At 67.7% G+C, this 22797-nt stretch carries 15 protein-coding genes; 11 read left to right on the top strand and 4 right to left on the bottom strand.

The window, feature by feature from the left end:
• The first annotated feature begins 300 nt into the window (after window positions 1-300).
• The 9 genes from QSJ59_RS04985 (at window position 301) to cimA (ending at window position 14923) form a co-directional block, all read left to right on the top strand.
• On the top strand, window positions 301-3012 hold the full coding sequence (locus QSJ59_RS04985; RefSeq protein ID WP_285757488.1) for a putative bifunctional diguanylate cyclase/phosphodiesterase: 2712 nt from the start codon (window positions 301-303) through the stop codon (window positions 3010-3012).
• 579 nt (window positions 3013-3591) lie between these two features.
• On the top strand, window positions 3592-5364 hold the full coding sequence (locus QSJ59_RS04980; protein WP_285757487.1) for an acetolactate synthase large subunit: 1773 nt from the start codon (window positions 3592-3594) through the stop codon (window positions 5362-5364).
• A gap of 11 nt (window positions 5365-5375) precedes the next feature.
• Window positions 5376-5900, top strand: coding sequence for an acetolactate synthase small subunit (ilvN, locus tag QSJ59_RS04975; RefSeq protein WP_285757486.1), 525 nt, complete (start codon window positions 5376-5378; stop codon window positions 5898-5900).
• 71 nt (window positions 5901-5971) lie between these two features.
• Window positions 5972-6967, top strand: coding sequence for a ketol-acid reductoisomerase (gene ilvC / locus QSJ59_RS04970; protein ID WP_285757485.1), 996 nt, complete (start codon window positions 5972-5974; stop codon window positions 6965-6967).
• A gap of 256 nt (window positions 6968-7223) precedes the next feature.
• A complete protein-coding gene (gene serA / locus QSJ59_RS04965) occupies window positions 7224-8810 on the top strand; it encodes a phosphoglycerate dehydrogenase (RefSeq protein ID WP_285757484.1) in 1587 nt (528 codons plus the stop codon).
• Window positions 8811-9509: 699 nt separating this feature from the next.
• Window positions 9510-10574, top strand: coding sequence for a 3-isopropylmalate dehydrogenase (locus tag QSJ59_RS04960; RefSeq protein ID WP_285757483.1), 1065 nt, complete (start codon window positions 9510-9512; stop codon window positions 10572-10574).
• A gap of 212 nt (window positions 10575-10786) precedes the next feature.
• Window positions 10787-11905: a branched-chain amino acid aminotransferase gene (locus QSJ59_RS04955; RefSeq protein WP_285757482.1), complete on the top strand. Its 1119-nt coding sequence runs from the start codon at window positions 10787-10789 to the stop codon at window positions 11903-11905.
• Window positions 11906-12066: 161 nt separating this feature from the next.
• On the top strand, window positions 12067-12939 hold the full coding sequence (locus tag QSJ59_RS04950) for a hypothetical protein (protein ID WP_285757481.1): 873 nt from the start codon (window positions 12067-12069) through the stop codon (window positions 12937-12939).
• 394 nt (window positions 12940-13333) lie between these two features.
• A complete protein-coding gene (gene cimA / locus QSJ59_RS04945) occupies window positions 13334-14923 on the top strand; it encodes a citramalate synthase (RefSeq protein ID WP_285757480.1) in 1590 nt (529 codons plus the stop codon).
• 81 nt (window positions 14924-15004) lie between these two features.
• Here cimA and QSJ59_RS04940 read toward each other — a convergent pair whose 3' ends face one another.
• The 4 genes from QSJ59_RS04940 to QSJ59_RS04925 all read right to left on the bottom strand — a co-directional run bounded on the left by QSJ59_RS04940 (window position 15005) and on the right by QSJ59_RS04925 (window position 18852).
• The gene (locus QSJ59_RS04940; protein WP_285757479.1) at window positions 15005-15463 is read right to left on the bottom strand and encodes a Rieske (2Fe-2S) protein; all 459 of its coding nucleotides are present in this window, start codon (window positions 15461-15463) and stop codon (window positions 15005-15007) included.
• 213 nt (window positions 15464-15676) lie between these two features.
• Window positions 15677-16399, bottom strand: coding sequence for a DUF3152 domain-containing protein (locus QSJ59_RS04935; protein ID WP_432707436.1), 723 nt, complete (start codon window positions 16397-16399; stop codon window positions 15677-15679).
• A 181-nt stretch (window positions 16400-16580) separates the two neighbouring features.
• Window positions 16581-16919: an antibiotic biosynthesis monooxygenase family protein gene (locus tag QSJ59_RS04930; RefSeq protein WP_285757477.1), complete on the bottom strand. Its 339-nt coding sequence runs from the start codon at window positions 16917-16919 to the stop codon at window positions 16581-16583.
• Between the two features lie 133 nt (window positions 16920-17052).
• On the bottom strand, window positions 17053-18852 hold the full coding sequence (locus QSJ59_RS04925; RefSeq protein WP_285757476.1) for a glycoside hydrolase family 6 protein: 1800 nt from the start codon (window positions 18850-18852) through the stop codon (window positions 17053-17055).
• A 515-nt stretch (window positions 18853-19367) separates the two neighbouring features.
• Here QSJ59_RS04925 and QSJ59_RS04920 point away from each other — a divergent pair.
• Both QSJ59_RS04920 and gltX read left to right on the top strand, forming a co-directional pair.
• A complete protein-coding gene (locus QSJ59_RS04920; protein ID WP_285757475.1) occupies window positions 19368-20174 on the top strand; it encodes a fumarylacetoacetate hydrolase family protein in 807 nt (268 codons plus the stop codon).
• A gap of 1222 nt (window positions 20175-21396) precedes the next feature.
• Complete coding sequence (gltX, locus tag QSJ59_RS04915; protein ID WP_432707435.1) at window positions 21397-22776, top strand: glutamate--tRNA ligase; 1380 nt, start codon at window positions 21397-21399, stop codon at window positions 22774-22776.
• Window positions 22777-22797 lie beyond the last annotated feature (21 nt).

Here is a 22797-nt window from a genome sequence, read left to right as displayed (position 1 = left end):
GGAGTAAGCAGCGGCGGCCCTCTCGTAACAGCACGCGACACCGCGCCTGGAGCGCCGCCCGAGTGCTCCTTCGCCACAGTCGCCGGAAACAACGGGCGACGTGCGCCCCGGCACGATCACCCAAGCCCTGACTCCACTCCGGGGCATCAGTGCGCCTGCGGGATCCGCGGTCGCCCGAGCGGCCCAAGCGCCACCGACCGGAAGGGTGCTCATGTCCACGGTCCACACCGCGAGGGGGCGCTGTCGCACGAGTGCGCGAGCACTGTCGAAGGCCTGCCCCTCGGGGCAAGGAGGGATGCCGTGAAGAGCGATTCGCGCGTCTGGTTCGCTGCCATCCTGATCGTCACCGCTGTTTATGCCCTCGGCACGCTGTTCCCCGTCCAGGGGATCTCGTTGACCGTCTGGGCGGGGACCTGGCCCACCGCGATCGCGGCAGGGCTCGCGGGCATCTCGATGCTCTACGCCGCCCGGCTGCATTCGATCGCCGATGACGGCCAGGCCAGCGCCGATGGTGCCGACAGTGCCGCTGGACTGCGCTTTTTCGGGTTTTCCGCCCTGGCCTGGTGTGCGGGGGCGATTACCAACGGCGTCACCGGCCTGTTCGGTCCCGCAGCGGCTTTCTCGCTCACCTTCGGCGATCTGTTCTCGTTGATCGCGCTTCCGCTCTTCTTCCTCGGTTTCTTGAAGTTCGCGCCACTGCCCCACGGGGCGCGGACAGTGGTGCGCCACCTGACCGACAGCTACGTCTGTGCCGCAGCGGTCTTCGCCGTGGTGTGGCTGGTGCTGTTCCAGCCCCTTTACCGCGACCTCGGGGAGGGGTCGGGCTTCGTGGCGTTCGCCCTGGTCTACCCGGTGGCCGACATCGCGGTCCTGTGCTTCCTGGCGCCGCTGGTGTTCACCTCGCCGCACAGCACCCGGCGCGCGGTCCTGCTGGCAATGGGCGCCTTCATCGTGATCTGCGGCGCGGACCTGATCGGCACCATCACCCGGTTGACCGGGGAGGCTCCGGCAGGGGGGATCGAGTACCCGGTGCGCCTGTTCGGTTTCGCGCTGTTGGCGGGACTGCCCTGGCTCATCCTGGGCAGGACCGGAGCCGCGCCGCGCCGCATCACCGGACGGGGCCTCTACCGGTTCGCCCCCGAGATCGCCGCCTCGCTCGCATTGGCGATCGCCACGGTGGCGTTGACGGTGGGCGGTTTGTGGGTGAACGGGGTTGCCCCGGTCCTGCCCCTCGTGGCGGGGTCCGCGGTCCTGGTCCTTCTGGTGCGCCTGCTGGGACTTCTCGAAGAGAACTCCACCCTCAGCCGGATGGTGCACAGCAGGGAGCGGCACTTCCACGAATTGGCCAAGCACAGTGGCGACGTCATTCTGATCCTGGACGACGACGGCAGGATCTTCTCCCTCAGTCCCGGCACCGCGGAGGCGTTCGGCTACCGTCTCGACGACATCCTTGCCGACCCTGTCACGGCGTTGATCCACCCAGAGGACCTCCCGCAGGTGAAACGGGCCATGGCGACCTTCCGCAGGGACTCCGGAGACGGCATCCACCTCAGGGTCCGGGTCCGTGCGGCCGACGGGACCTGGCGCCACACCACCTCCACGGCCTCGGTCTACGAGCGTCCGGGTGAGCCCAAGCGACTGCTCTTCACCACCCGGGACATCAGCGCCCAGGTGGAGCTGCAGAAGCAGGTGGACCACCTCACCTTCCACGACGGTGTCACCGGTCTGCCCAACCGTGCCTACCTGGAAGAGCGGACCAGGGAGGTCCTGAGCCGGCGCACCGAGCCCGAGGAAGGCCAACCCAAGACCGAGATCGCCGCGATCTTCCTGGATCTCGACGGGTTCACCGCCGTCAACGACTCCGCCGGGCACACCTTCGGTGACTATCTCCTGGCCCAGGCCGGCCGGAGGCTGCGCGCCACGATGGGTGCGGGAGACACACTTGCCCGCTGGGGGGGTGACGAGTTCGCGGTCCTCATCGAGGACAGTCCGCGCGCGGACAACGTGGTCGACCTCGCGGAGCGGTTGATCCGGGTCATCGGGGGAGAGCCGTTCCAGGTGGCCGACCGCGAGGTGGTGCTGACGGCGAGTGCGGGGGTCGCCTTCGCCGCTCCCGAGACCGGCAGCGGGGAACTGCTGCGCAACGCCGACATGGCAATGGCCCGCGCAAAGGAGGAGGGCGGAGGGGGACGCCTGGAGCTCTACGCCGCTCACATGCACGCCAAGGTCGTGGGGCGGTTGGAGTTGCAGACCGAGTTGCGTCAGGCCCTCGCCGACAACGCCTTCACGCTGGAGTACCAGCCGGTGGTGAACCTGGAGACCTCGCGGGTCACCGCAGTGGAGGCGCTGGTGCGCTGGCGCAAGAACGGCCAACTCGTCCCGCCCGACGACTTCATCGCGCCTGCGGAGGAGTCAGGACTGATCGTGCCTCTGGGGGAGTGGATCCTGCGCGAGGCGTGCCAGAAGGTAGCGGTCTGGCGCGGGACCACCGGGTTGGACATCCGCCTCTCGGTGAACATCTCGGTCAAGCAGGTGCTGTCGCCGCGGTTCGTCGAGACCGTGGCCGGTGTGCTCGCCGAGTGCGCGCTCAACGCGGATGTCCTGACGATGGAGGTCGACGAGGAGGTCCTGCTGGAGAACCCCGGCCAGGCGGTGGACCGCCTCGCCGAGTTGCGCGACCTCGGGGTGCGTCTGGCCATCGACGATTTCGGCATGGGCTACGCCTCATTGGCACATCTGCGTCAGCTCCGCGTGGACGAGATCAAGATCGACCGTTCGTTCATCCGCGATCTGGGCGGGGACGGCACCGTGACGCTGTTGACCCAGACGATCATCCGGCTCGGCCAGGACCTGGGGATGCAGGTGACGGCCGAAGGGATCGAACACCCGCGTCAACTGGACCGGCTGCGCGCGATGGGGTGCGCCTACGGTCAGGGTTTTCTCGTCGCCCGGCCCATGCCCGCTGACGGAGTCGAGGCCCTTGTCGGGGGAGAGACCGCGACCGCTCTTTGAGCGGGTGTCCGTTCCGGGGCCCGCCGCTTTGCAACGGACGGGTACGTCCACGGAGTTGCGGCCGGAAAGGGCGCTCCGGTGTCTGCCGGAGGGAAGCCTCCGCACCGATCCGGCCGCGGTGTGCAGCCCAGACCGTCCCGCCCCGGCGTCTGCCGGACGATTTGGGAGCCCCGGATCGAGGGCGTCGGTCGGCGCACGGTCCGCGCCGGATCGCCTGCCGGGACGGGGCCCCTCCTGCTTTCCCGCTTCCGGATCGACGGTCGGAGGCCCCTGACCGGACCGATCCACGGATTTTGCACTTCTTGTCCTTTCAGGTATGCGTCCATGCCGTCCGCCACCTGGGCAAAATTCGCATGGTGGTCCTAGTATCTCAAATGTTGAGACAAAATGCCGTTTCGGTTGACGTACCGCCGTGCCTCGGCCAAGGTGGACAGCGTGCAGAACAACTCCCTGATTCTCGTACTTGGTCGGCGCGCAGCCAGCTGACCCAGTCAATGCTGCGCGCTCCCCTCAACCGCTTCGCGGTGAGGGGTTTTTTGTTGCCAGACCCGCTTAACCTGCCTCTCGCCAAAGGATCTAGTGATGACCGAGCAGATGACCGGAGCCCAATCGCTCATCAGGTCGTTGGAGCAAGTCGGCGTCGACGTCGTGTTCGGGATCCCTGGTGGAGCGATCCTCCCGGCCTATGACCCGCTCTACGATTCCGAGAAGGTCCGCCACATCCTGATGCGCCATGAGCAGGGGGCGGGCCATGCGGCCCAGGGCTACGCCTACGCCACCGGCCGTCCGGGCGTCTGCATGGCGACCAGCGGCCCCGGTGCGACCAACCTGGTCACCCCACTGGCCGACGCGCACATGGACTCCGTCCCGATGGTCGCGATCACCGGCCAGGTGGCCGCTCCCTCGATCGGCACCGACGCATTCCAAGAAGCCGACATCTGCGGTATCACGATGCCGATCACCAAGCACAACTTCCTGGTCCGCGATGCCGCAGACATCTCGCGCACCATTGCCGAGGCGTTCCACATCGCCTCCACCGGTCGCCCCGGTCCGGTCCTGGTGGACATCGCCAAGAACGCACTCCAGGCCGACACCCGTTTCGAATGGCCCCAGCGCCTGGACCTCCCCGGGTACCGTCCGGTCACCAAGCCGCACGGCAAGCAGGTCCGCGAGGCGGCTCGCATGATCGCCGAGGCCAAGCGCCCGGTGCTCTACGTCGGCGGCGGCGTCCTCAAGGCCCGCGCGGCCCAGGAACTGCGGGTGCTGGCGGAAATCACCGGGCTTCCGGTCGTCACCACCCTCATGGCGCTGGGCGCGTTCCCCGCGACCCACCCGCAGAACGTCGGTATGCCCGGCATGCACGGCAAGGTCTCCGCGGTCGGCGCCCTCCAGCGCGCGGACCTGATCATCGCGCTGGGCGCTCGGTTCGACGACCGGGTCACCGGCAAGCTCGACTCCTTCGCGCCCGGCGCCAAGATCGTGCACGCCGACATCGACCCCGCCGAGATCTCCAAGAACCGGCACGCCGACGTCCCCATCGTGGGCGACTGCCGCGAGGTCATCGCCGACCTGGTCGTCGCGGTCCGCAACGACCAGGCGGCCGGACGCCAGGGCGATTACGCCGCCTGGTGGGACCAGCTCAACCGGCTCCGCGAGTCCTACCCCCTGGGGTACGAGGACCCGGGAGACGGCTCGCTGGCGCCCCAGCACGTCATCAAGCGGCTGGGGGAGATCGTCGGTCCCGATGCCGCCTACGCGGCGGGTGTGGGCCAGCACCAGATGTGGGCCGCGCAGTTCATCAACTACGAGAAGCCCGGTTCCTTCCTGAATTCCGGTGGGGCGGGAACGATGGGCTTCGGGGTTCCGGCGGCGCTGGGCGCGAAGGTCGGCAACCCCGGCCAGACCGTCTGGGCCATCGACGGCGACGGCTGCTTCCAGATGACCAACCAGGAGTTGGCCACCTGTGCGGTCGAGAACATCCCGATCAAGGTCGCGGTCATCAACAACGGCAACCTCGGGATGGTCCGGCAGTGGCAGACTCTCTTCTACGAGGGGCGCTACTCCAATACCAACCTGCAGACCTCGCCCAGCGCGGAGAGCAAGAAGGTCCGGATCCCCGACTTCGTCCGCCTGGCCGAGGCGTACGGTTGTGTCGGGCTCCGCTGCGAGCGGGTCGAAGATGTGGACGCAACCATCGAGAAGGCCATGGCGATCGACGACGCACCCGTCGTCGTCGACTTCACGGTCAACCACGACTCGATGGTCTGGCCGATGGTCGCGGCCGGCGTCAGCAACGACAGCATCCAGTACGCGCGCGACATGGCGCCCGACTGGGACGACGACGAGGAATAGGAACAGTTTCGATGAGTATGCACACGCTGTCCGTCCTCGTCGAGGACACGCCGGGCGTGCTCGCGCGGGCATCCGCGCTGTTCTCCCGTCGTGGTTTCAACATCAACTCCCTCACGGTGGGACCCACCGAGTACGAGGGGTTGTCCCGAATGACGATCGTGGTCAACTGCGACCGCCACCCTTTGGAGCAGGTGACCAAGCAGCTCAACAAGCTGGTCAACGTCATCAAGATCGTCGAGATGGACTCCGATGCCTCCGTGCGTCGGGAACTGCTGCTGGTGAAGGTTAAGGCCGACGCCGCCAGCCGGACCCACGTCCTGGAGACGGCCGAGCTCTTCCGCGCCAATGTCGTGGATGTCAGCCCGGACGTGGTCGTCCTTGAGGCAACCGGAAAACCCGAGAAGCTCGAAGCGCTGATCCGCAACCTGGAGCCCTTCGGTATCAAGGAGCTGGTGAAATCCGGGCTGGTCGCTCTCGGCCGCGGTCCCCGGTCCATCACGGACCGGTCCCTGCGCGCCGTCGAACGCAGCGCCTGACCCGTTCTCACCCCAACACCACCGAGTGCTCCCGCGCGACGGGGCACATTTTCACCAAGGAGTAAGCCGAAGTGGCAGCACAGATGTACTACGACGACGCCGCCGACCTCAGCATCATCCAGGGGCGCAAGGTCGCCGTGATCGGTTACGGCAGTCAGGGGCACGCGCACGCGCTCTCCCTGCGCGACTCGGGCGTCGACGTGCGGGTGGGCCTCGCGGAGGGCTCGTCCAGCAAGGCCAAGGCCGAAGAAGCCGGTCTGAAGGTCGTCACCCCGGCCGAGGCGGCCCAGGAGGCCGACCTCATCATGATCCTGGTCCCCGACCACATCCACCGGGACCTCTACGCAAACGAGATCGCCCCGCACCTCAACCCGGGTGACGCGCTGTTCTTCGGCCACGGTTTCAGCATCCGCTTCGACCTGGTCCAGCCGCCGGAGGGTGTGGACGTGGCCATGGTCGCCCCGAAGGGGCCGGGACACCTGGTCCGCCGCCAGTTCGAGGCCGGCCGCGGCGTCCCGGTGCTCGTGGCGGTCGAGAAGGACGCGTCCGGCAGCGCCTGGGACCTCGCGCTCTCCTACGCCAAGGGCATCGGCGGTACCCGTGCGGGTGCGCTGAAGACCACCTTCACCGAGGAGACCGAGACCGACCTGTTCGGCGAGCAGGCCGTGCTGTGCGGTGGCGCCGAGGAGCTGGTCAAGGCCGGTTTCGCCACCCTGGTCGAGGCGGGCTACCAGCCCGAGGTCGCCTACTTCGAGTGCCTTCACGAGCTGAAGCTGATCGTCGACCTCATGTACGAGGGCGGCATCTCCAAGATGAACTGGTCGGTCTCCGACAACGCCGAGTTCGGCGGCTACACCCGCGGCCCGCGCGTCATCACCGAGTCCACCCGCGAGGAGATGCGCAAGATCCTGGGCGAGATCCAGGACGGCACCTACGCGCGTGAGCTGATCGAGGAGTTCGACAACGGGCGCCCCAACTTCGCGAAGCGCCGCGAGGCCGAGCAGAACGAGCAGATCGAGAAGGTCGGCAGCCAGCTCCGTCCGCTGATGAGCTGGCTCAAGGCGTAGGGCCTTCGAGTCGAGTGTGACCGGGCCCCGGGACGCCGTGGCGTTCCGGGGCCCGGCTCGTGCCCGGCCGCAGCACCTTAAGGTCCGAGACGATCGTCAACCGGATCAGTGGATCAATCCGGGGCTTCTCGAAACGCAGCCGTAACCGAGCACTAGACTTCTGGTGCGGTCGGGCGTCCTGGCCGGCCCCGGCGCCGTCCCTGTCAAGACTGCGGTTCCGCCGCAGTTCACACGCACTCCCCATAAGGAACTCGCTGTGCCCAAGCCAGTCGTCCTGGTCGCGGAAGAACTCTCGCCCGCTGGAATCGCGCTGCTGGAGGAGGACTTCGACGTCCGCTCCGTCAACGGCGCCGACCGCTCACAGCTACTCCCGGCGCTCGCCGGTGTCGACGCCCTGATCGTGCGCAGCGCGACCAAGGTCGACGCCGAGGCATTGGCAGCCGCGACCGCATTGAAGGTCGTGGCCCGTGCAGGCGTGGGGTTGGACAACGTTGACGTCGAGGCCGCCACCAAGGCTGGCGTACTCGTCGTGAACGCGCCCACCTCCAACATCATCAGTGCTGCCGAGCAGGCCATCAACCTTCTGCTCGCCTCCGCCCGCAACACGGCGCCGGCACACGCAGCCCTCGTCAACGGGGAGTGGAAGCGCTCCAAGTACACCGGCGTCGAGCTTTACGACAAGACCGTCGGCGTCGTGGGCCTGGGCCGTATCGGTGTGCTCGTCGCCCAGCGCCTCTCCGCTTTCGGTACCAAGCTGATCGCCTACGACCCCTTCGTGCAGCCGGCACGCGCCGCGCAGATCGGCGTCGAGGTGGTGTCGCTGGACGAGCTGTTGGAGCGCAGCGACTTCATCACGGTTCACCTGCCCAAGAACAAGGACACCCTCGGCCTCATCGGTGACGAGGCGCTGCGCAAGGTCAAGCCGAGCGTGCGCATCATCAATGCCGCCCGGGGCGGGATCGTGGACGAGACCGCGCTGTACCACGCGGTGAAGGAAGGCCGGGTCGCCGGCGCGGGCATCGACGTGTTCGCCAAGGAGCCCTGCACGGACAGTCCGCTGTTCGAGTTGGAGAACGTCGTCGTGGCCCCGCACCTGGGGGCCAGCACGCACGAGGCGCAGGAGAAGGCGGGCACCCAGGTGGCCCGTTCGGTCAAGCTCGCGCTGTCGGGCGAGTTCGTGCCCGACGCCGTGAACATCCAGGGCGGTGGGCTCTCGGAGGAGATCAAGCCCGGCCTGCCTCTGACGGAGAAGCTCGGTCGGATCTTCACCGCGCTTGCCGGTGGTGTGGCCGCCCGGGTGGACGTCGAGGTACGCGGCGAGATCGCCGCCCACGACGTCAAGATCATCGAGCTCGCCGCACTGAAGGGGATCTTCGGCGACATCGTCGAAGAGGCCGTCACCTATGTCAACGCGCCGCTGTTGGCCAAGGACCGGGGCGTCGAGGTCAACCTGACCACCGATGAGGAGAGCCCCGACTGGCGCAACCTCATCACCGTGCGCGGTGTCATGGCCGACGGCCAGCGGGTGTCGGTGTCGGGAACCCTGTCGGGACACCGGCAGAACGAGAAGATCGTCGAGCTCAACGGCTACGGCATGGAGCTCGCACCCAGCGAGCACATGGCCTTCTTCTTCTACGACGACCGTCCCGGCATCGTGGGAACGGTCGGTCACCTCCTTGGTGAGGCGGGCATCAACATCGCCGGGATGCAGGTCAGCCGGGACGAAGAGGGCGGCAGGGCGTTGATCACGCTCACGGTTGACTCCGCGATCCCCGACGACACTCTGAACGCCATCTCCGTGGAGATCGGCGCCGAGAGCACGCGCAGCGTCGACCTGGACTAGCGTCAAGCTGCTTTTCAGGGCCCGTACGGCAAGCGCTGTGCGGGCCCTTTCCGACGGTGCCGGCGGTGTGTCCTGAACGGTGCGAGGCGTGTGCGTGCTTTCCTCGTGCCCCCGGATCGCCACGTCCCATGAAACGCGCAGTGGGTTGTGGCCATTTAGTTGGGCATCCGATATTCTGTCGTCCTAGAAGATGGTTCATGGTGTTCCGCGATCGCGGGCCCGGGCCGTCCTCGCACGAATCGCCGCCGCCCACATTCGGGACCGTGCGGCGTTCTCCCGGTCAGGCGATCCCCACCGGAAACAGCGCGGCCATCGGCTTGAGTCGTGCCCCGAAACCCTGGGCACCGGCAGCCACGTCGGCCGATCTCCCGCATGTGCCGTCAGTCGGCCAGTCATCCGGATCGCGAAACGAGGATCGCCATGTATGAGACCACTCCCGTCGAAACCGACGACGAGGCCACCCGTGCGCTGCAAGCCGCTCTGGACCGCCGGGATAACGGCGGCCCCACCGGCCATTGATGGCAAAGCGGGTTCGACCTGCCCGGGCAGCCGCGGACACTCTCCCGCTTCGGTACTCTTGTCTCATTCCCGCCATCTTTCGTCTCGCTATTTGAGACGACGGTGGTGGTGTCCGGCGTCCGAGCCGTCAGCGGGCGCCGCAGTCATGGGACACCGTCGAATTCAAAGGCAAGGCTTCTTATGTCCGCTCGTACCGTGAAGTTGGCCGTCATCCCCGGTGACGGAATCGGGCCCGAGGTCGTCGCCGAAGGGCTCAAGGTCCTCTCCACCGTCGCCCCCGCCCACGGGCTCGCCCTGGACACCACCGAGTACGAGCTGGGCGCCAAGCGCTGGCACGCCACCGGCGAGACCCTCCCTGATGCGGTCGAGGAGGAGCTGCGCGGCCAGGAGGCCATCCTCCTCGGCGCGGTCGGGGACCCCACCGTGCCCAGCGGAGTCCTGGAGCGCGGACTGCTGCTGCGTCTGCGGTTCAGCTTCGCGCACTACGTCAACCTGCGTCCGGTGCGGCTCTACCCCGGTGTGCGCACTCCGTTGGCCGGCGTCGCGCCCGAGGACATCGACATGCTGGTCGTGCGCGAGGGCACCGAAGGCCCCTACGCCGGAGCCGGTGGTGTGCTGCGCAAGGGCACGCCCGGCGAGATCGCCACCCAGGACAGCGTCAACACCCGGTTCGGGGTCGAGCGCGTCGTGCGCTACGCCTTCGCGAAGGCCGCCGAGCGTCCCCGCAAGAAGCTCACCCTGGTGCACAAGGACAACGTCCTCACTTTCGCCGGTGAGCTCTGGCAGCGCGTCGTGCGCGAGGTAGGCGCCGAGTATCCGCAGGTCACCACCGACTATCTGCACGTCGACGCCGCCACCATGTTCTTCGTGACCCAGCCGGAGCGCTTCGACGTCGTCGTCACCGACAATCTCTTCGGCGACATCATCACCGATCTCGGTGCGGCTGTGGCCGGAGGAATCGGCCTTGCCTCCAGCGGCAACGTGAACCCCGAGGCCGAATTCCCCAGCATGTTCGAGCCGGTGCACGGCTCGGCTCCCGATATCGCCGGCCAGGGCAAGGCCGACCCCACGGCGACCATCCTCTCTGTCGCGCTTCTCCTGGAGCACCTGGGGTACGCCAAGGCGGCAGCCCAGGTCGAGACGGCTGTCGCCGAGGACCTGCGGGCCCGGGCCGATAGCGGAGCGGTCCGCTCCACCAGCCAGATCGGCGACGACATCGCTCGCCGAGTAGCCGAGCAGGGATAGCCGGACGACCGTGTCGCGGCCCCTGCTGACCCTGCGGCGCGGCTGAGGCACCAACCCCTGTTGATGCGACGGGCGCGCCATATGGCGCGCCCGTCGCCGTGTCCAGGCCCTGCCGCGTGCCTGTGCTGGCATCGGAAGCGTCGTTTCCGCCACACTAGTCCCCGGAGCGGCTGCGCTGCCGACTCCGATGTACCGAGAGGACCCACACGCACATGAGCAACGCCACCACCACAAGCGGGTTGACGTTCGACATCCAGCTCTCGACCCAGCGGAAGACCCCGCAGGAGCGAGCTGAGATCCTGCAGAGCCCCGGGTTCGGCAATGTCTTCACCGACCACATGGTCACCATCCGCTACAGCGCGGAAAAAGGCTGGTACGACGCTCGGCTCGAGCCCTACGGTCCCCTTTCCCTCGACCCGGCGACTTCCGTCCTGCACTACGCCCAGGAAATCTTCGAGGGGTTGAAGGCGTACCGGCACCCCAGCGGCGCCATCGCCACCTTTCGTCCCGACGCCAACGCCGCGCGCTTCAACCGCAGCGCCGCGCGGATGGCGATGCCCGCGCTTCCCGAGGATCTCTTCCTCGGTGCCATCACGACCCTGTTGGAGCACGACGGCGACTGGGTTCCCACCCAGGCGGACGCAAGCCTCTACCTACGCCCTTTCATGATCTCCACTGATGTGGGCATGGGGGTCAATCGTCCGTCGCAGACCTACCTGTTCATCCTGATCGCTTCGCCGTCCGGCCCCTACTTCTCCGGCGGGATCAAGCCGGTGACGGTCTGGCTGAGCGAAGACTTCACCCGCGCGGCCCCCGGCGGCACCGGTGCCGCCAAGGCGGGCGGCAACTACGCGGCCAGTTTCCTCGCCCAGGCCCAGGCCGTCGAGAAGGGATGCGACCAGGTCGTCTGGCTCGACGCGCTCGAACACAGGTGGGTCGAGGAGATGGGCGGGATGAACCTGTTCTTCGTCTTCGGCTCCGGGGCCGAGGCCCGCCTGCTCACGCCCGAGCTGACCGGTACCCTTCTTCCCGGCATCACCCGCGACTCGCTGCTGAAGCTGGCACCGGAATTGGGGATTCCCGTCGAGGAAGGCCGGTTGTCCACCGAAGAGTGGCGTGCCGCGGCGCTCAGCGGTGAACTGACCGAGGTCTTCGCCTGTGGGACCGCCGCCGTGATCACCCCTGTCGCCCACGTCAAGAGCGCCCAGGGCGAGTTCCGGATCGGCGACGGAGAACCCGGCCCCGTCACCATGCGCCTGCGCGAGGAACTCGTGGGGCGTCAATACGGGACCGTCGCCGACGAGCACGGTTGGGTGCACGTCTTCGGGTAGACGCAACAGCCCCGGGGCCGCGAGAGTATCGGCCCCGGGGCCGGCCGGTACGGACCTTCGCCCATCGGGCTTTGCATTCGGCTCGCCTCTCCACGACCAAGCCGTTAGAGTTACCAGATAATTACTCTGGGTATTGACAATGGTTGTGTCGGGGGGAGTGCGTGAACCATCAGGACGGCTCGGGGGCGTGCGGCGGGCCGGACGCCGACGGACTCAGCGCTTTCTCCAGAAGGCCGCTCGTCGAGCGCGAAGTCGGCGCGTTCGCGCCGGGATGGTCATCCATCTACCAGGGGCAAGACGCCCACGATTCCACTGCCGCGGCACCGGCCGAAGCGTCTGGACCCGATCCGCTTCTCTCGGAGCCGTCCGGCCGGCGCAGGGTGCGCGTCGCGGCCCTCGTGCTTGCCGGCGGGCTGCTGCTGGGCGCTGCAGTGTTAGCGGCTCCGCGAGTGCCGCAGTGGTGGGCCTCCATCGGGGAGACGATGGGGGCGGTCGAGTCCGACGACGGGCCCAACCGCCTCGCGGCGGTGCTTCCTCCTCCGCTGAGCAGCGAGTTCATGGGATTCGCCCCTGGTGAACGCGCTGCCCTTCCGGCCTCGTGCTCGGCTGCGAGCGACGCCACCACCACCTGTCTCGGAGGAGTGGGCGCCCGGCAGGGCGACGGCGACAACGTCGCGGACAAGAGCACCTGTGTCTGGAGCCGGGGCCCCGGGCAACGCACCTTCACCGTTACCTATTTGCTCGCCGGACCGGATGCGGCCAGTGCAACCACGGCGACCGAGGCCGCGCGCTCCTGGTTCGTCCAGGCGCGCCGTGACTCCGGGGGAGAGGATCTGGGCGCCCCCGATGTCGCCGACGAGACGTTTTTGACCGGTACCGCCGACGGTGCGATAACCGGCGGCATTCGGGCGGCCAACGTGGTCGCTGTCCTCTCCTACACCGAAGGAGAGCCCGGTGGGTACGCGCCGGTGGCCCCTGTCGCTCGGCACTCCGCACGCCAGGCGGTCCAGGAGATCGCCGCTGCCCTGGGCTGAGTCGGCCCGTTTCTTCAGGGCGGCGGATGGTTGCGACCAGGGCGTGGAAAGTGAATCCGATGCCTCCCTGCCCGGGCGGACCGGGCACGGGGGAGAAGCTGCCCCGCGGCCAGGAACCGTTTGCGAAAAAGCGTGCAATTCGGCTTTTTGCTCTGTCGTCCTAGGGTCATTCCACCTGGTGAGACGAGTTGCGCCAATGTTGAGGCCCCCGCCTGCGATTCAAGCGGGGTGTGGCACACTTATTCGTGTGCCGTCTCAGGTGATCATTATCGTGAGGCGCGCCGGCTAATCGGACCATACCGGCGCGCTGACCTCTCGTGTCCACGAGGGGTCTTTTTTATTGGCACGTACCGGATCGGTCACCAGGCGATATCCACTGCTGGGAGTTCCACTCATGCTCGACGACGGTTTTCACGTATTCGACACGACCCTGCGTGACGGAGCGCAGCGGGAAGGCGTCAACCTCACGGTCGCCGACAAACTCGCCATCGCCGCGTTGCTCGACGATTTCGGAGTGGGCTTTATCGAAGGCGGGTGGCCCGGAGCCAACCCCAAGGACACGGAGTTCTTTCAACGGGCCCGCACCGAGCTGACGCTGAAACACGCACAACTCACCGCTTTCGGTGCCACCCGCCGAGCCGGTGTCCAGGCCGCGGACGATCCCCAGGTAGCCGCCCTGCGCGACTCGGGTGCGCCGGTCGTCACCCTTGTCGCCAAGAGCGATGACCGCCACGTCGAGCTGGCCCTGCGCACAACCCTCGACGAGAACCTTGCGATGATCGCCGACACCGTCTCCTATCTGCGCGACAACGGTCAGCGGGTCTTCCTCGACTGCGAGCACTTCTTCGACGGCTACCGCCACAACCCCGACTACGCCCTGGGCGTTGTCCGCACGGCTGCGGAGGCAGGGGCGTCCGTGGTCGTGCTCTGCGACACGAACGGGGGAATGCTTCCTGCGGACATCACCCGCGTCGTCACCGAAGTCCACGCGGCGACGGGCGCACGCCTGGGAATCCACGCCCAGGACGACAGCGGTTGTGCGGTGGCCAACACCGTGGCCGCGGTGGACGCGGGTGCCACCCACGTGCAATGCACAGCCAACGGTTACGGCGAGCGCGTCGGCAACGCCAACCTGTTCTCGGTAGTGGCCGCTCTCGTCCTCAAGCACCACCGCACGGTCCTGCCCGAGGGGTGCTTGCGTGAGGCGACCCGGGTTTCCCAGGCGATCGCGGAGATCGTCAACATCGCCCCGGCCACTCACCAGCCCTATGTCGGGATCTCGGCGTTCGCGCACAAAGCCGGGCTGCACGCCTCCGCGATCAAGGTGGATCCCGACCTCTACCAGCACATCGATCCGGTACTCGTCGGCAACGACATGCGCATGCTGGTCTCCGACATGGCCGGGCGAGCCTCCATCGAACTCAAGTCCAGGGAGCTGGGTTTCGACCTTGAGGGGAACCGCGAGACGCTCGGACGCATCGTCGACCGGGTCAAGGCGATGGAACTCGCCGGGTACAGCTTCGAGGCTGCCGACGCCTCCTTCGAGCTGCTGTTGCGCGAAGAGCTGGGCCAACCGGTCCGCTACTTCGAGGCGGAGTCCTGGCGGGCGATCTCCGAACGCCGCCACGACGGCTCCAACGTCAGCGAGGCGACGGTGAAACTGCACGTGAAGGGAGAACGGGTGATCGCCACCGGCGAGGGAAACGGTCCCGTCAACGCCCTCGACCGCGCTCTTCGCTCCGCGCTGGAGGGCGTCTACCCAGAGCTTGCCGGCCTGGAACTCTCCGACTACAAGGTCCGCATCCTGGAAGGCAGTTCCGGGACCGACGCCATCACCCGCGTACTGCTGGGCTCCACCGACGGCCGTTCCGAATGGACGACGGTCGGGGTGGGGGAGAACGTCATCGACGCCTCCTGGACGGCGTTGGAGTCGGCCGTCAACTACGGCCTCATGCGCCAAGGGCACGCATCGGACCCGGGGTAGGGAAACGGAGCCGGTTCGACAGTCGTGGGGGTGCCCCGGCACGAGGCGCCCCCACGACGGTGCTGCGACGGTTCGCCCTGGTCAGGCGAGGGTGATCGTGTCACCCTCGACGGTTATTTCCACCTCCGGCAGCGGGCTCGGCGCGGGGCCGGAGGTCACGGAGCCATCGGCGATGCTGAACTTGCTGTCGTGACACGGACAGATGATCGTGCCATCGGCGACCTCGGAGACCGGGCACTGCTGGTGCGTGCACAGCGCGGAGAAGGCCAGAATCGTCCCGGCCTCCGGTTGGGTGATCACGACCTTCTCGTCGGTGAACACGGTTCCCCCGCCCACCGGGATGTCGTCGACCTGGGCCAGGGGGGTGCCGCCGGCCCCGCCGTCGCCTTCGGGACTCGGGGAGTCCTGCCGACCGGACTCCTGTTCCGGGGTCTCCTCGGTCCCGCAGCCGGCCAGTACTCCGGCCACCACGGTCCCGCCGGCCACGGCGAACGCGGTCCGGCGGGAGGAGCAGGTCCACGTATAGCGGTCGTCGGTCATTGGCGATCTCCTCGTCGTGAACGGTGCCGGGGGTCGTCGGTCCTCCCGGCGCTCACCCATGAATACGTATGGCGGGCGGCAAAGGTTCAGTTCAGGGAGCTGCTCCTGCTCACCGCAATCGGATTCGACCGCGGACGGGATTCCGGAAAGGTCGCGGTGTCTCTCCACGGCCGCTCCTCCGAGGCCAAGCGGGAGGGCGCTCGACCACCCTGGTCAGGGGTGGACCCAGCCATTGCGCTCGCACCCCTGGAGCCCGAATGTCTGCTGCTGCATGACGGGTGCGTTCACGCCGTCCTTGGGGCAGTCCACATGGCCGTGCCCCAGTGCATGGCCGACTTCGTGGTTGATGACGTAGACCCGATAGCTCTCCAGGTCCCCGTCGAAGTGCGGTACCGCCGACACCCAGCGGTTCTGGTTGATCACCGCGCGGTCGCCCTGCTGGCAGGAGACGTATCCGTTGGTCCTGAGCGGAGCGCAGTGCTCGTCCACGGTGGTCGGGGCGGCGAGGGACACGCGAAAGTCCACGCTGCCCGAGTCCACCCGTTGGAAGGACATCGCCCCCTCATGACCCCAGCTGCGTTCGTCGCCGAGAATCCTCTCGACCGCCGCGGCGAAGTCGTCGGCCTCTCCGGGAAGTCCGTCCTCGACCTCGACGATGAAACGCTTGAGCGGCCCCGAACCGTAGACCTCACTCTTTCCCTTGACCACCTTCAGGTCACCGCTGCCTTCGGTGACCTCGTCGACCACCGAGCGGGAGAGCACCGGAGTGGGCGACGGCGCGGGTATGGGCGGCCGAAACACCGATCCGGGCACACGCTCCGACGGGGAGGAGGCCGCAACCGGTGAGTGCGGGGCGAACCGCTCCGGATCCAGTCCACCGCTGATCAGTACACCGAGGCCTCCGGTGGCCAGCGCCAGACCCGACAACATGGCCAAAGGGGCTGCGCGGCGACGTCTGCGCCGCCCACGCGCACGCAAGCGGGCTGCTTTGGGCGCGGGCGTGGACACAGTGCGGCCTTTCTGCGTGGTCGGGGACCGCTCTAGCATCGCAGATCGGGCGCCGCCGCGCGCACGCCCGATCCTGTGGTCGGCGGTGGAGCGGTTCCGCCAACCGGTGCTACTCCTTGCCGGTGACCCGCTGGACGACTTCGAACCCCCAGATCTCGCTGCCTGTCGCCGCGGGCGTGCCGTGGCCGGCCTGGCCGGCGTCCTTCGCCGTGCCGGCATGGCCCTGCTGGAACGATCGGCTCTTCAGCCAGTTCTGGAAGTCCTCCTCCGAGCGCCAGCGCGTGTACACGAGGTACTTGTCGATGCCTTCCACCGGCCGCAGGAGCTGGAACTCTTCGAAACCGGGCTGGTCCTCCACCAGCCCGGCCCGCTTGGCGAACCGCTCCTCCAGGGTCCTTCCCGCGTCTTCGGGAACGGTCAGGACGTTGAACTTGACCACGCCGGCCATACGGTCACCTCTCAGAGCTCACAGGTAGGACACCGGCCAACCTAGACCACGGCAAGGGGTCCTCTCTGGAGGGAGGGGGCCGCGCGCGGCGGCGCCCGCCCACCGTGAAGGTGGGCGGGCGCCGGCCGATCTGCTAGGAGACGGGCGGGTAGGCGTTGCGCAGCAGTTCCTGGAACTGCGCCGGGAACCAGTGACCGGAGACCGGCGCGTTGGCCAGGGCGCCGCTCATGTGGTTGTTGTTGCGCGGGTTGCCGGTGTAGGTGGGGTCGCACATCCGGTCGAAGCCCTTGCCCTCGTCGTTGTCGATGAGGGAGCTGGAACCGTCGGACTCGCCCGGGGGCTTCATCCACACGTAGGCGTCGATACCGGGCTCGGGAGCCGCGGTGGGACGCTCGCCCAGGCCGGCGCCGGCCTGGTTGCACCAGTTGCCGGGGTGGATGCGGCGGTCGTAGCGCCCACCTTCGACGTAGGCGTCGACGCTGGTCGTCGGGCCGGGACCGGTGGGCCGGGCGGCGCCGCCCCAGCCGTTGCGGGAGGTGTCGATCAGCATGCCGATGCCGGAGTCGAAGCCGGTGGAGACCAGCTCCTGGCGCAGGGCCTGGGCGAAGGACAGCTCGTCGACGTAGTTGTTCCAGTCGACCCAGCTCGACTGGCGCACCTGCTGGCCGTTGACGGTCTGCCCGATGGCGAAGTGGTCTTCCTTCAGCGCCGAGTAGTTGGCCGTGTTGGCGATGAAGCCGTGCACGTCGTCGGGGGAGGCCCCGTTGGCGTTGGCGGCCTCGTAGAAGATGTCGGCGGAGGGACCGAAGTTGTCCTCCCAGCCGATCCAGCCGTGGTGGCCGGCGTCGATGTAGTTGTAGACGTTGGGGATGGCGCCCAGTTGGGCCAGGGCGTAGCCCACACCGTTGACGTAGTTGCCGTTGGCCAGCATCGTGTCGCACTCGTCGACCGCGGTCGGGCGGCCGCTGACATTGGTCACCAGGTTCGGCAGGGAGTCGATCTCGATCGTCGTGACGATCCGCAGGTCGGCGTATGCCGGGTCCGCCATGATCTCGGCGATCGGATCGATGTATTCGCTCTCGTAGCGGTCCAGTTCCTCCGGGCCGAGTTCGCCGTTGGAGGCAAGCGCGGAGCAGTCGCGGCCGGGGAGGTTGTAGATGACGACCTGGAACACCAGGGGATCGTCACCGGCCTGCTCGACCGCCTCGTCGAGGTGGTCGCGCAACCCCATGTTGCCGGTCGTGGGACTGTTGTTGCCCTCGATGGCGCTGATGCGGTCCAGCCAGACGCCCGTCGGCTCGTTTGCGACGGCAGCGCCCCCCGGCTCGCCGGCTGCGTTGGCCGACCAGACCGGGTTCACGTAGACGTCCGCGCCCACGTAGGGGTTGTCCACGCGGTCGCCGTTTCCCGGATTCCCGGGGTTGCCCGGCTCGCCCGGCTCGCCCGGCTCGCCCGGCTCGCCCGGCTCGCCCGGTTCACCGGGCTCACCCGGGTCGGTGCTCCCGTTGCAGACCACGCCGTTCAGCGAGAACGTGGTCGGTTTGGCGTTGGTGCCCGAGTAGGACCCGTTGAACCCGAAGGTGACGGTGCCGTTCGAGGCGATGGATGCGTTGTGGCCGGCGTTGGAGACGCTGACGTTCCCGCCGGACTGGGTGTGTGAACCGTTCCACAGGTTCGTCACCTGCTGGTTGCCCGCGAAGCTCCAGCCCAGGGTCCAGTTGTTCACCGGGTCGCCCAGGTTCTTGATGGAGACGTTCGCCGTGAAGCCCGAGCCCCAGTCGTTGACCTGGTAGTCGACCGCACAACCGGTCGCGGCCGCGGCGGGAGCCGAGGTGACGGCCACCATGGTGCCGCCGAGTGCCAGAGCGGAAGCGGCTGCTGTGCAGCGTCGCACCCATGAACGTCTGTCCACGGTACGGGGGTTTTTGCTCATCTCGATTTCTTCCTTGTGTTCGGGGGGTCAGTCGGAAGGAGAGAACAGAGGGCCGAACGGTTTGCCGTGCGACCGGTGTGCGGATTTGTGAGTGGGCGGACTGCTGTAGAGGGACGGAGCGTGCGGAGCACTGGCCGTCTCCGTGGTGGAGGGTCGGGGTCAGGTTCGGACGGCCCGCATTTGGGAGCGCTCCCAAATGCGGGGGGCTTTGGTGAACCGGTTCAGTTTTGCGGACAGCGAGGCCCCTGACCGAAACCCTCGTGGTCCTACCACTGTGACGAGGGTCACGGGAGCGCTCCCAATGAGAGTAACTATTTTGGGATCTGGTGTAAACGTTCTGTGAAATCGAGATTTCCGGGTCAACCGCGCAGACGGTGATCGCCGCAGGGCAGGGCTGCCCGCGTCCGCCGAATCGGCCCCGGCACGGCCTCATCGGAGCCGTGGGCCCGGTGGCGGTCACCCGGATCGATAGCCTGGACGGCGCAAGTTCCCAGCTGGACAAAGGTGAGGCAGCCGTGCGCATCGCAAGATTCTCAACCGTCGACGACCAAGGCGAGGTCGCCTTCGGCCTGGTCGACACGGACGCGGACGGGAACCGGCTCGTCTCCCGGATCGCCGGCCATCCGCTCCTCGGGCCGATCAAGCTCACCGGTGAGCCCCTGAAGCTGGAGGACGTCCGGCTGTTGTCGCCGATCCTGCCGAGCAAGGTCGTGTGCATCGGCAAGAACTACGCCGACCATGTCGCAGAGATGAAGGACGTCACCGGTGAGACCACCGACGAGCCGGTGGTCTTCCTCAAGCCGTCGACGGCGGTTGCCGGTCCCGGCGACCCGGTCTTCTACCCCGCCGTTGCCAAACGCGTCGACTACGAGGGCGAACTCGCCATCGTCATCGGCCGGGTCTGCCGGGAGGTTCCCCGGGAGCGGGCCAAGGACGTCGTTTTCGGCTACACCATCGGTAATGACATCACCGCCCGTGACCTGCAGAAGACCGACAAGCAGTGGACCCGCGCCAAGGGGTTCGACTCTTTCTGCCCGCTCGGGCCGTGGATCGAGACGGGCCTGAGCGTGGAGGAGGCGGGCAACCTTCGGATCACCACAACCGTGGACGGCGAGGTCCGCCAGGACGGCAGCACCACTCAGCTGATCCACGACATTCCCGCGATCATCGCCTACGTCAGTTCGTTCATGACCCTGCTTCCCGGCGACGTGATCCTCACGGGCACCCCGGCCGGGGTCGGCCCGGTCGAAGCCGGGCAGCGCATGACCGTCGCGGTCGAGCGGATCGGTGAGCTGACTAACCCCGTCGTCACCCGGGACTGAGGCGGGGACCGGGACCGATGAGGCCCCGCTCGTGCGTCCTCCGCCAGGACCAGCGGGTGGTGCCGGGGTCGGCGGTCGGCGGGGGAGCTTCTCCCGCCGACCGGCTGTGGGCCGCCCCGCCGACGGCGGCCGTGCCGGTGGGCGTGCGAGAAGGCGCCCCACCCGGGAACGCGGACGCAGGTTGTGCACGTGCCGGGTGTTCGGGGGACTGCCCCTCTTTCCCCTCGTCCTGTGCCTGGGTTCCGTTCTGCGGCCGTGCGGTGGAGGACTTCGGCGCTCCGGCGTATTCGCAGGGGCGACGTCGTCGATGAACGGTGCGTCGAACCCCTTTCCACGTGACCGTGCGACAGCGAGGCCGCCAGTCGGACAGCGCCCGGAGTCCGGCCGTTCGTGTTTTCGTGAGCCGCACAACCTGTTTTTCCTGTTGTTCTTCGTGGTCGAAACGGTAATTGCCCGACCGCCTTCTTCTTGAGCCTGGAACAAGGCTTTGGATTTCTTTGCCGATTCCACGGCGAATTTCTTCTCCTTGGTTATCCTCGGGGCGCCGATCCGCAGGATCTCCGCATTGGTCCGAGATGCTTCCCCTTGCGTTCGCACAGTTCGAGGGGGTTGTCTGAGGCAGACGGGCCGCTGAGGTCCTTTTGAGAATCCATTTCCGTTCGCGCTGTAGATCCGGAAGAGCCTCGATGGTCCGGATGGTGCCGGCAGTGCTTTCCCCGTCGACGGATTGCCCGTGGGCCCATGGGTTTTTCTTTCCTGCCCGGCGGTGCCGCGCCGACGAGCCGGGACGAACTCCTCTGTCGTCCATGCGTTCTCGGCCCGGCAAGGAGGTCGCGTATTCATCCTCTTTCGCGTGGCGGGGGATGTGAAATCCCCACCGGCCGGTACTGGCCGGAGCCTCGCGCCGAGCGGGAGGGGCCGCCATGCGGAAGCCGCCCAGCCCGGTCGGACGACACGGCCGGCGTGTCCCTCGTGGCGACGGGGACGGCCTTCCCGGAACCCCTGTTCGAGGGCGATTCGCAGTCTGCCCGTCGTGACCGGTCGAGTGCGGGGAACCCGGTGGCCCCGGGTCGTTTCCCCTCGCCGGGCCGCCCGCCGAAGGGGCCGTCGCCTCGACCGATACGGCCCGACCGGCTCACCCCCCTGCCCCGCGCACCCCCGATAGGCTGGCCGGGTGTCTGATAATCCGATCCGTGTACGCTTCGCGCCCTCGCCCACCGGCATGTTCCACGTCGGCGGGGCGCGCTCAGCGCTGTTCAACTGGGCGATCGCCCGCCAGCAGCCCGACGGCAAGTTCGTCCTGCGCATCGAGGACACCGACGCCGCGCGCAACAAACCGGAGTGGACCGAGGGCATCCTGCGCGCCCTGTCCGCGCTGGGGATCAACGAGGAGGACCCGCACTTCGAAGGGCCCTACTACCAGTCGCAGCTGGCCGACGCCCACCGTGAGCTGTGCGAGCGGCTCTTCAAGGGCGGGAACGCCTACTACGAGGAGGCCAAGGGGGTCGAAGGCGACGACGCGCCCACCGGGGCGCGTTACGACCGGCGTCACCGTGACGCCGGCCTCGACTGGGCCCCCGGCCGGGCACTGCGGTTCCGTGCCCCTGACGACGGCGTGACGGTGGTGCGCGACACGATCCGCGGTGACGTGGAGTTCCCCAACTCCGCGATCGAGGACTTCGTGATCGCGCGCGGAGACGGCTCCCCGCTGTTCGTCCTCGCCAACGTGGCCGATGACATCACCCAGGGCGTCACCCACGTGATCCGGGGTGAGGAGCACCTGTCCAACACCCCCAAGCAGCAACTGCTGTGGGAGGCGCTGGGGCACACGCCACCGGTGTGGGCCCACCTGCCGGTCATCGTCAACGAGAAGCGGCAGAAGCTGTCCAAGCGTCGGGACAAGGTCTCGCTGGAGATGTACCTGGAGGAGGGCTACCTGCCCGAGGCCATGGTCAATTACCTGATGCTGCTGGGCTGGGCGCCGGGCGACGACCGCGAGATCATGCCGTTCGACCAGATGCAGCCGCTGTTCCGGCTGGAGGATGTCAACAGCTCCAGTGCCTTCTTCGACGAGAAGAAGCTGCGGGCGTTCAACGGCGAATACATCCGCGCCCTCGAACCGGAGGAGTTCGTCGCGCGCTGCGCGCCGTGGCTGGGCCCGGACAAGGCCCCGTGGCCGGCGGCCAACTTCGATGCCGCTGCCTTTGACGCCATCGCGCCGTTGGCTCAGAGCCGGATCGCGGTGCTCGGGGAGATTGTGGCCAACGTCGACTTCCTCTTCCTGGACGCTCCGGTCGAGGACGAGCAGAGCTGGAACAAGGCGATGAAACCCGGCGTGGGCAAGGAGATGCTGGCTGCGGCGATCGAGCGCTTCTCCGACGACGGCCTCGTCTGGGAGCCCGAAGCGCTCAAGGCCGCGCTGGAAGAGGTCGGGACCGGCCTCGGACTCAAGCTCGGAAAGGCGCAGGCCCCGATCCGGGTGGCGGTCACCGGCCGCACCGTTGGACTTCCGCTGTTCGAGTCGCTGCAGCTACTGGGCCGTGCCCGTGTTCAGGAGCGGTTGCGCGCAGCCCTGGCCAAGGCGGAGAGTATCGGCGCTTAAACGGCTCGGGAGTGGGGCGCG

Origin of the sequence: Nocardiopsis ansamitocini, assembly GCF_030268225.1 — a bacterium.
GTDB classification, from domain to species: Bacteria; Actinomycetota; Actinomycetes; order Streptosporangiales; family Streptosporangiaceae; genus Nocardiopsis_D; species Nocardiopsis_D ansamitocini.
Note: the sequence above shows the minus strand (reverse complement) of the source record. Positions and strands in the feature narration are given on the sequence as shown.

What these genes read in the sequence shown, in the direction of transcription:
- ilvN (WP_285757486.1), top strand. Translation starts at nt 5,376, where the DNA reads ATGAGTATGCACACGCTGTCCGTCCTCGTCGAGGACACGCCGGGCGTG.
- QSJ59_RS04960 (WP_285757483.1), top strand. Translation starts at nt 9,510, where the DNA reads ATGTCCGCTCGTACCGTGAAGTTGGCCGTCATCCCCGGTGACGGAATC.
- QSJ59_RS04955 (WP_285757482.1), top strand. Translation starts at nt 10,787, where the DNA reads ATGAGCAACGCCACCACCACAAGCGGGTTGACGTTCGACATCCAGCTC.
- cimA (WP_285757480.1), top strand. Translation starts at nt 13,334, where the DNA reads ATGCTCGACGACGGTTTTCACGTATTCGACACGACCCTGCGTGACGGA.
- QSJ59_RS04940 (WP_285757479.1), bottom strand. Translation starts at nt 15,463, where the DNA reads ATGACCGACGACCGCTATACGTGGACCTGCTCCTCCCGCCGGACCGCG.
- QSJ59_RS04930 (WP_285757477.1), bottom strand. Translation starts at nt 16,919, where the DNA reads ATGGCCGGCGTGGTCAAGTTCAACGTCCTGACCGTTCCCGAAGACGCG.
- QSJ59_RS04925 (WP_285757476.1), bottom strand. Translation starts at nt 18,852, where the DNA reads ATGAGCAAAAACCCCCGTACCGTGGACAGACGTTCATGGGTGCGACGC.
- gltX (WP_432707435.1), top strand. Translation starts at nt 21,397, where the DNA reads ATGTTCCACGTCGGCGGGGCGCGCTCAGCGCTGTTCAACTGGGCGATC.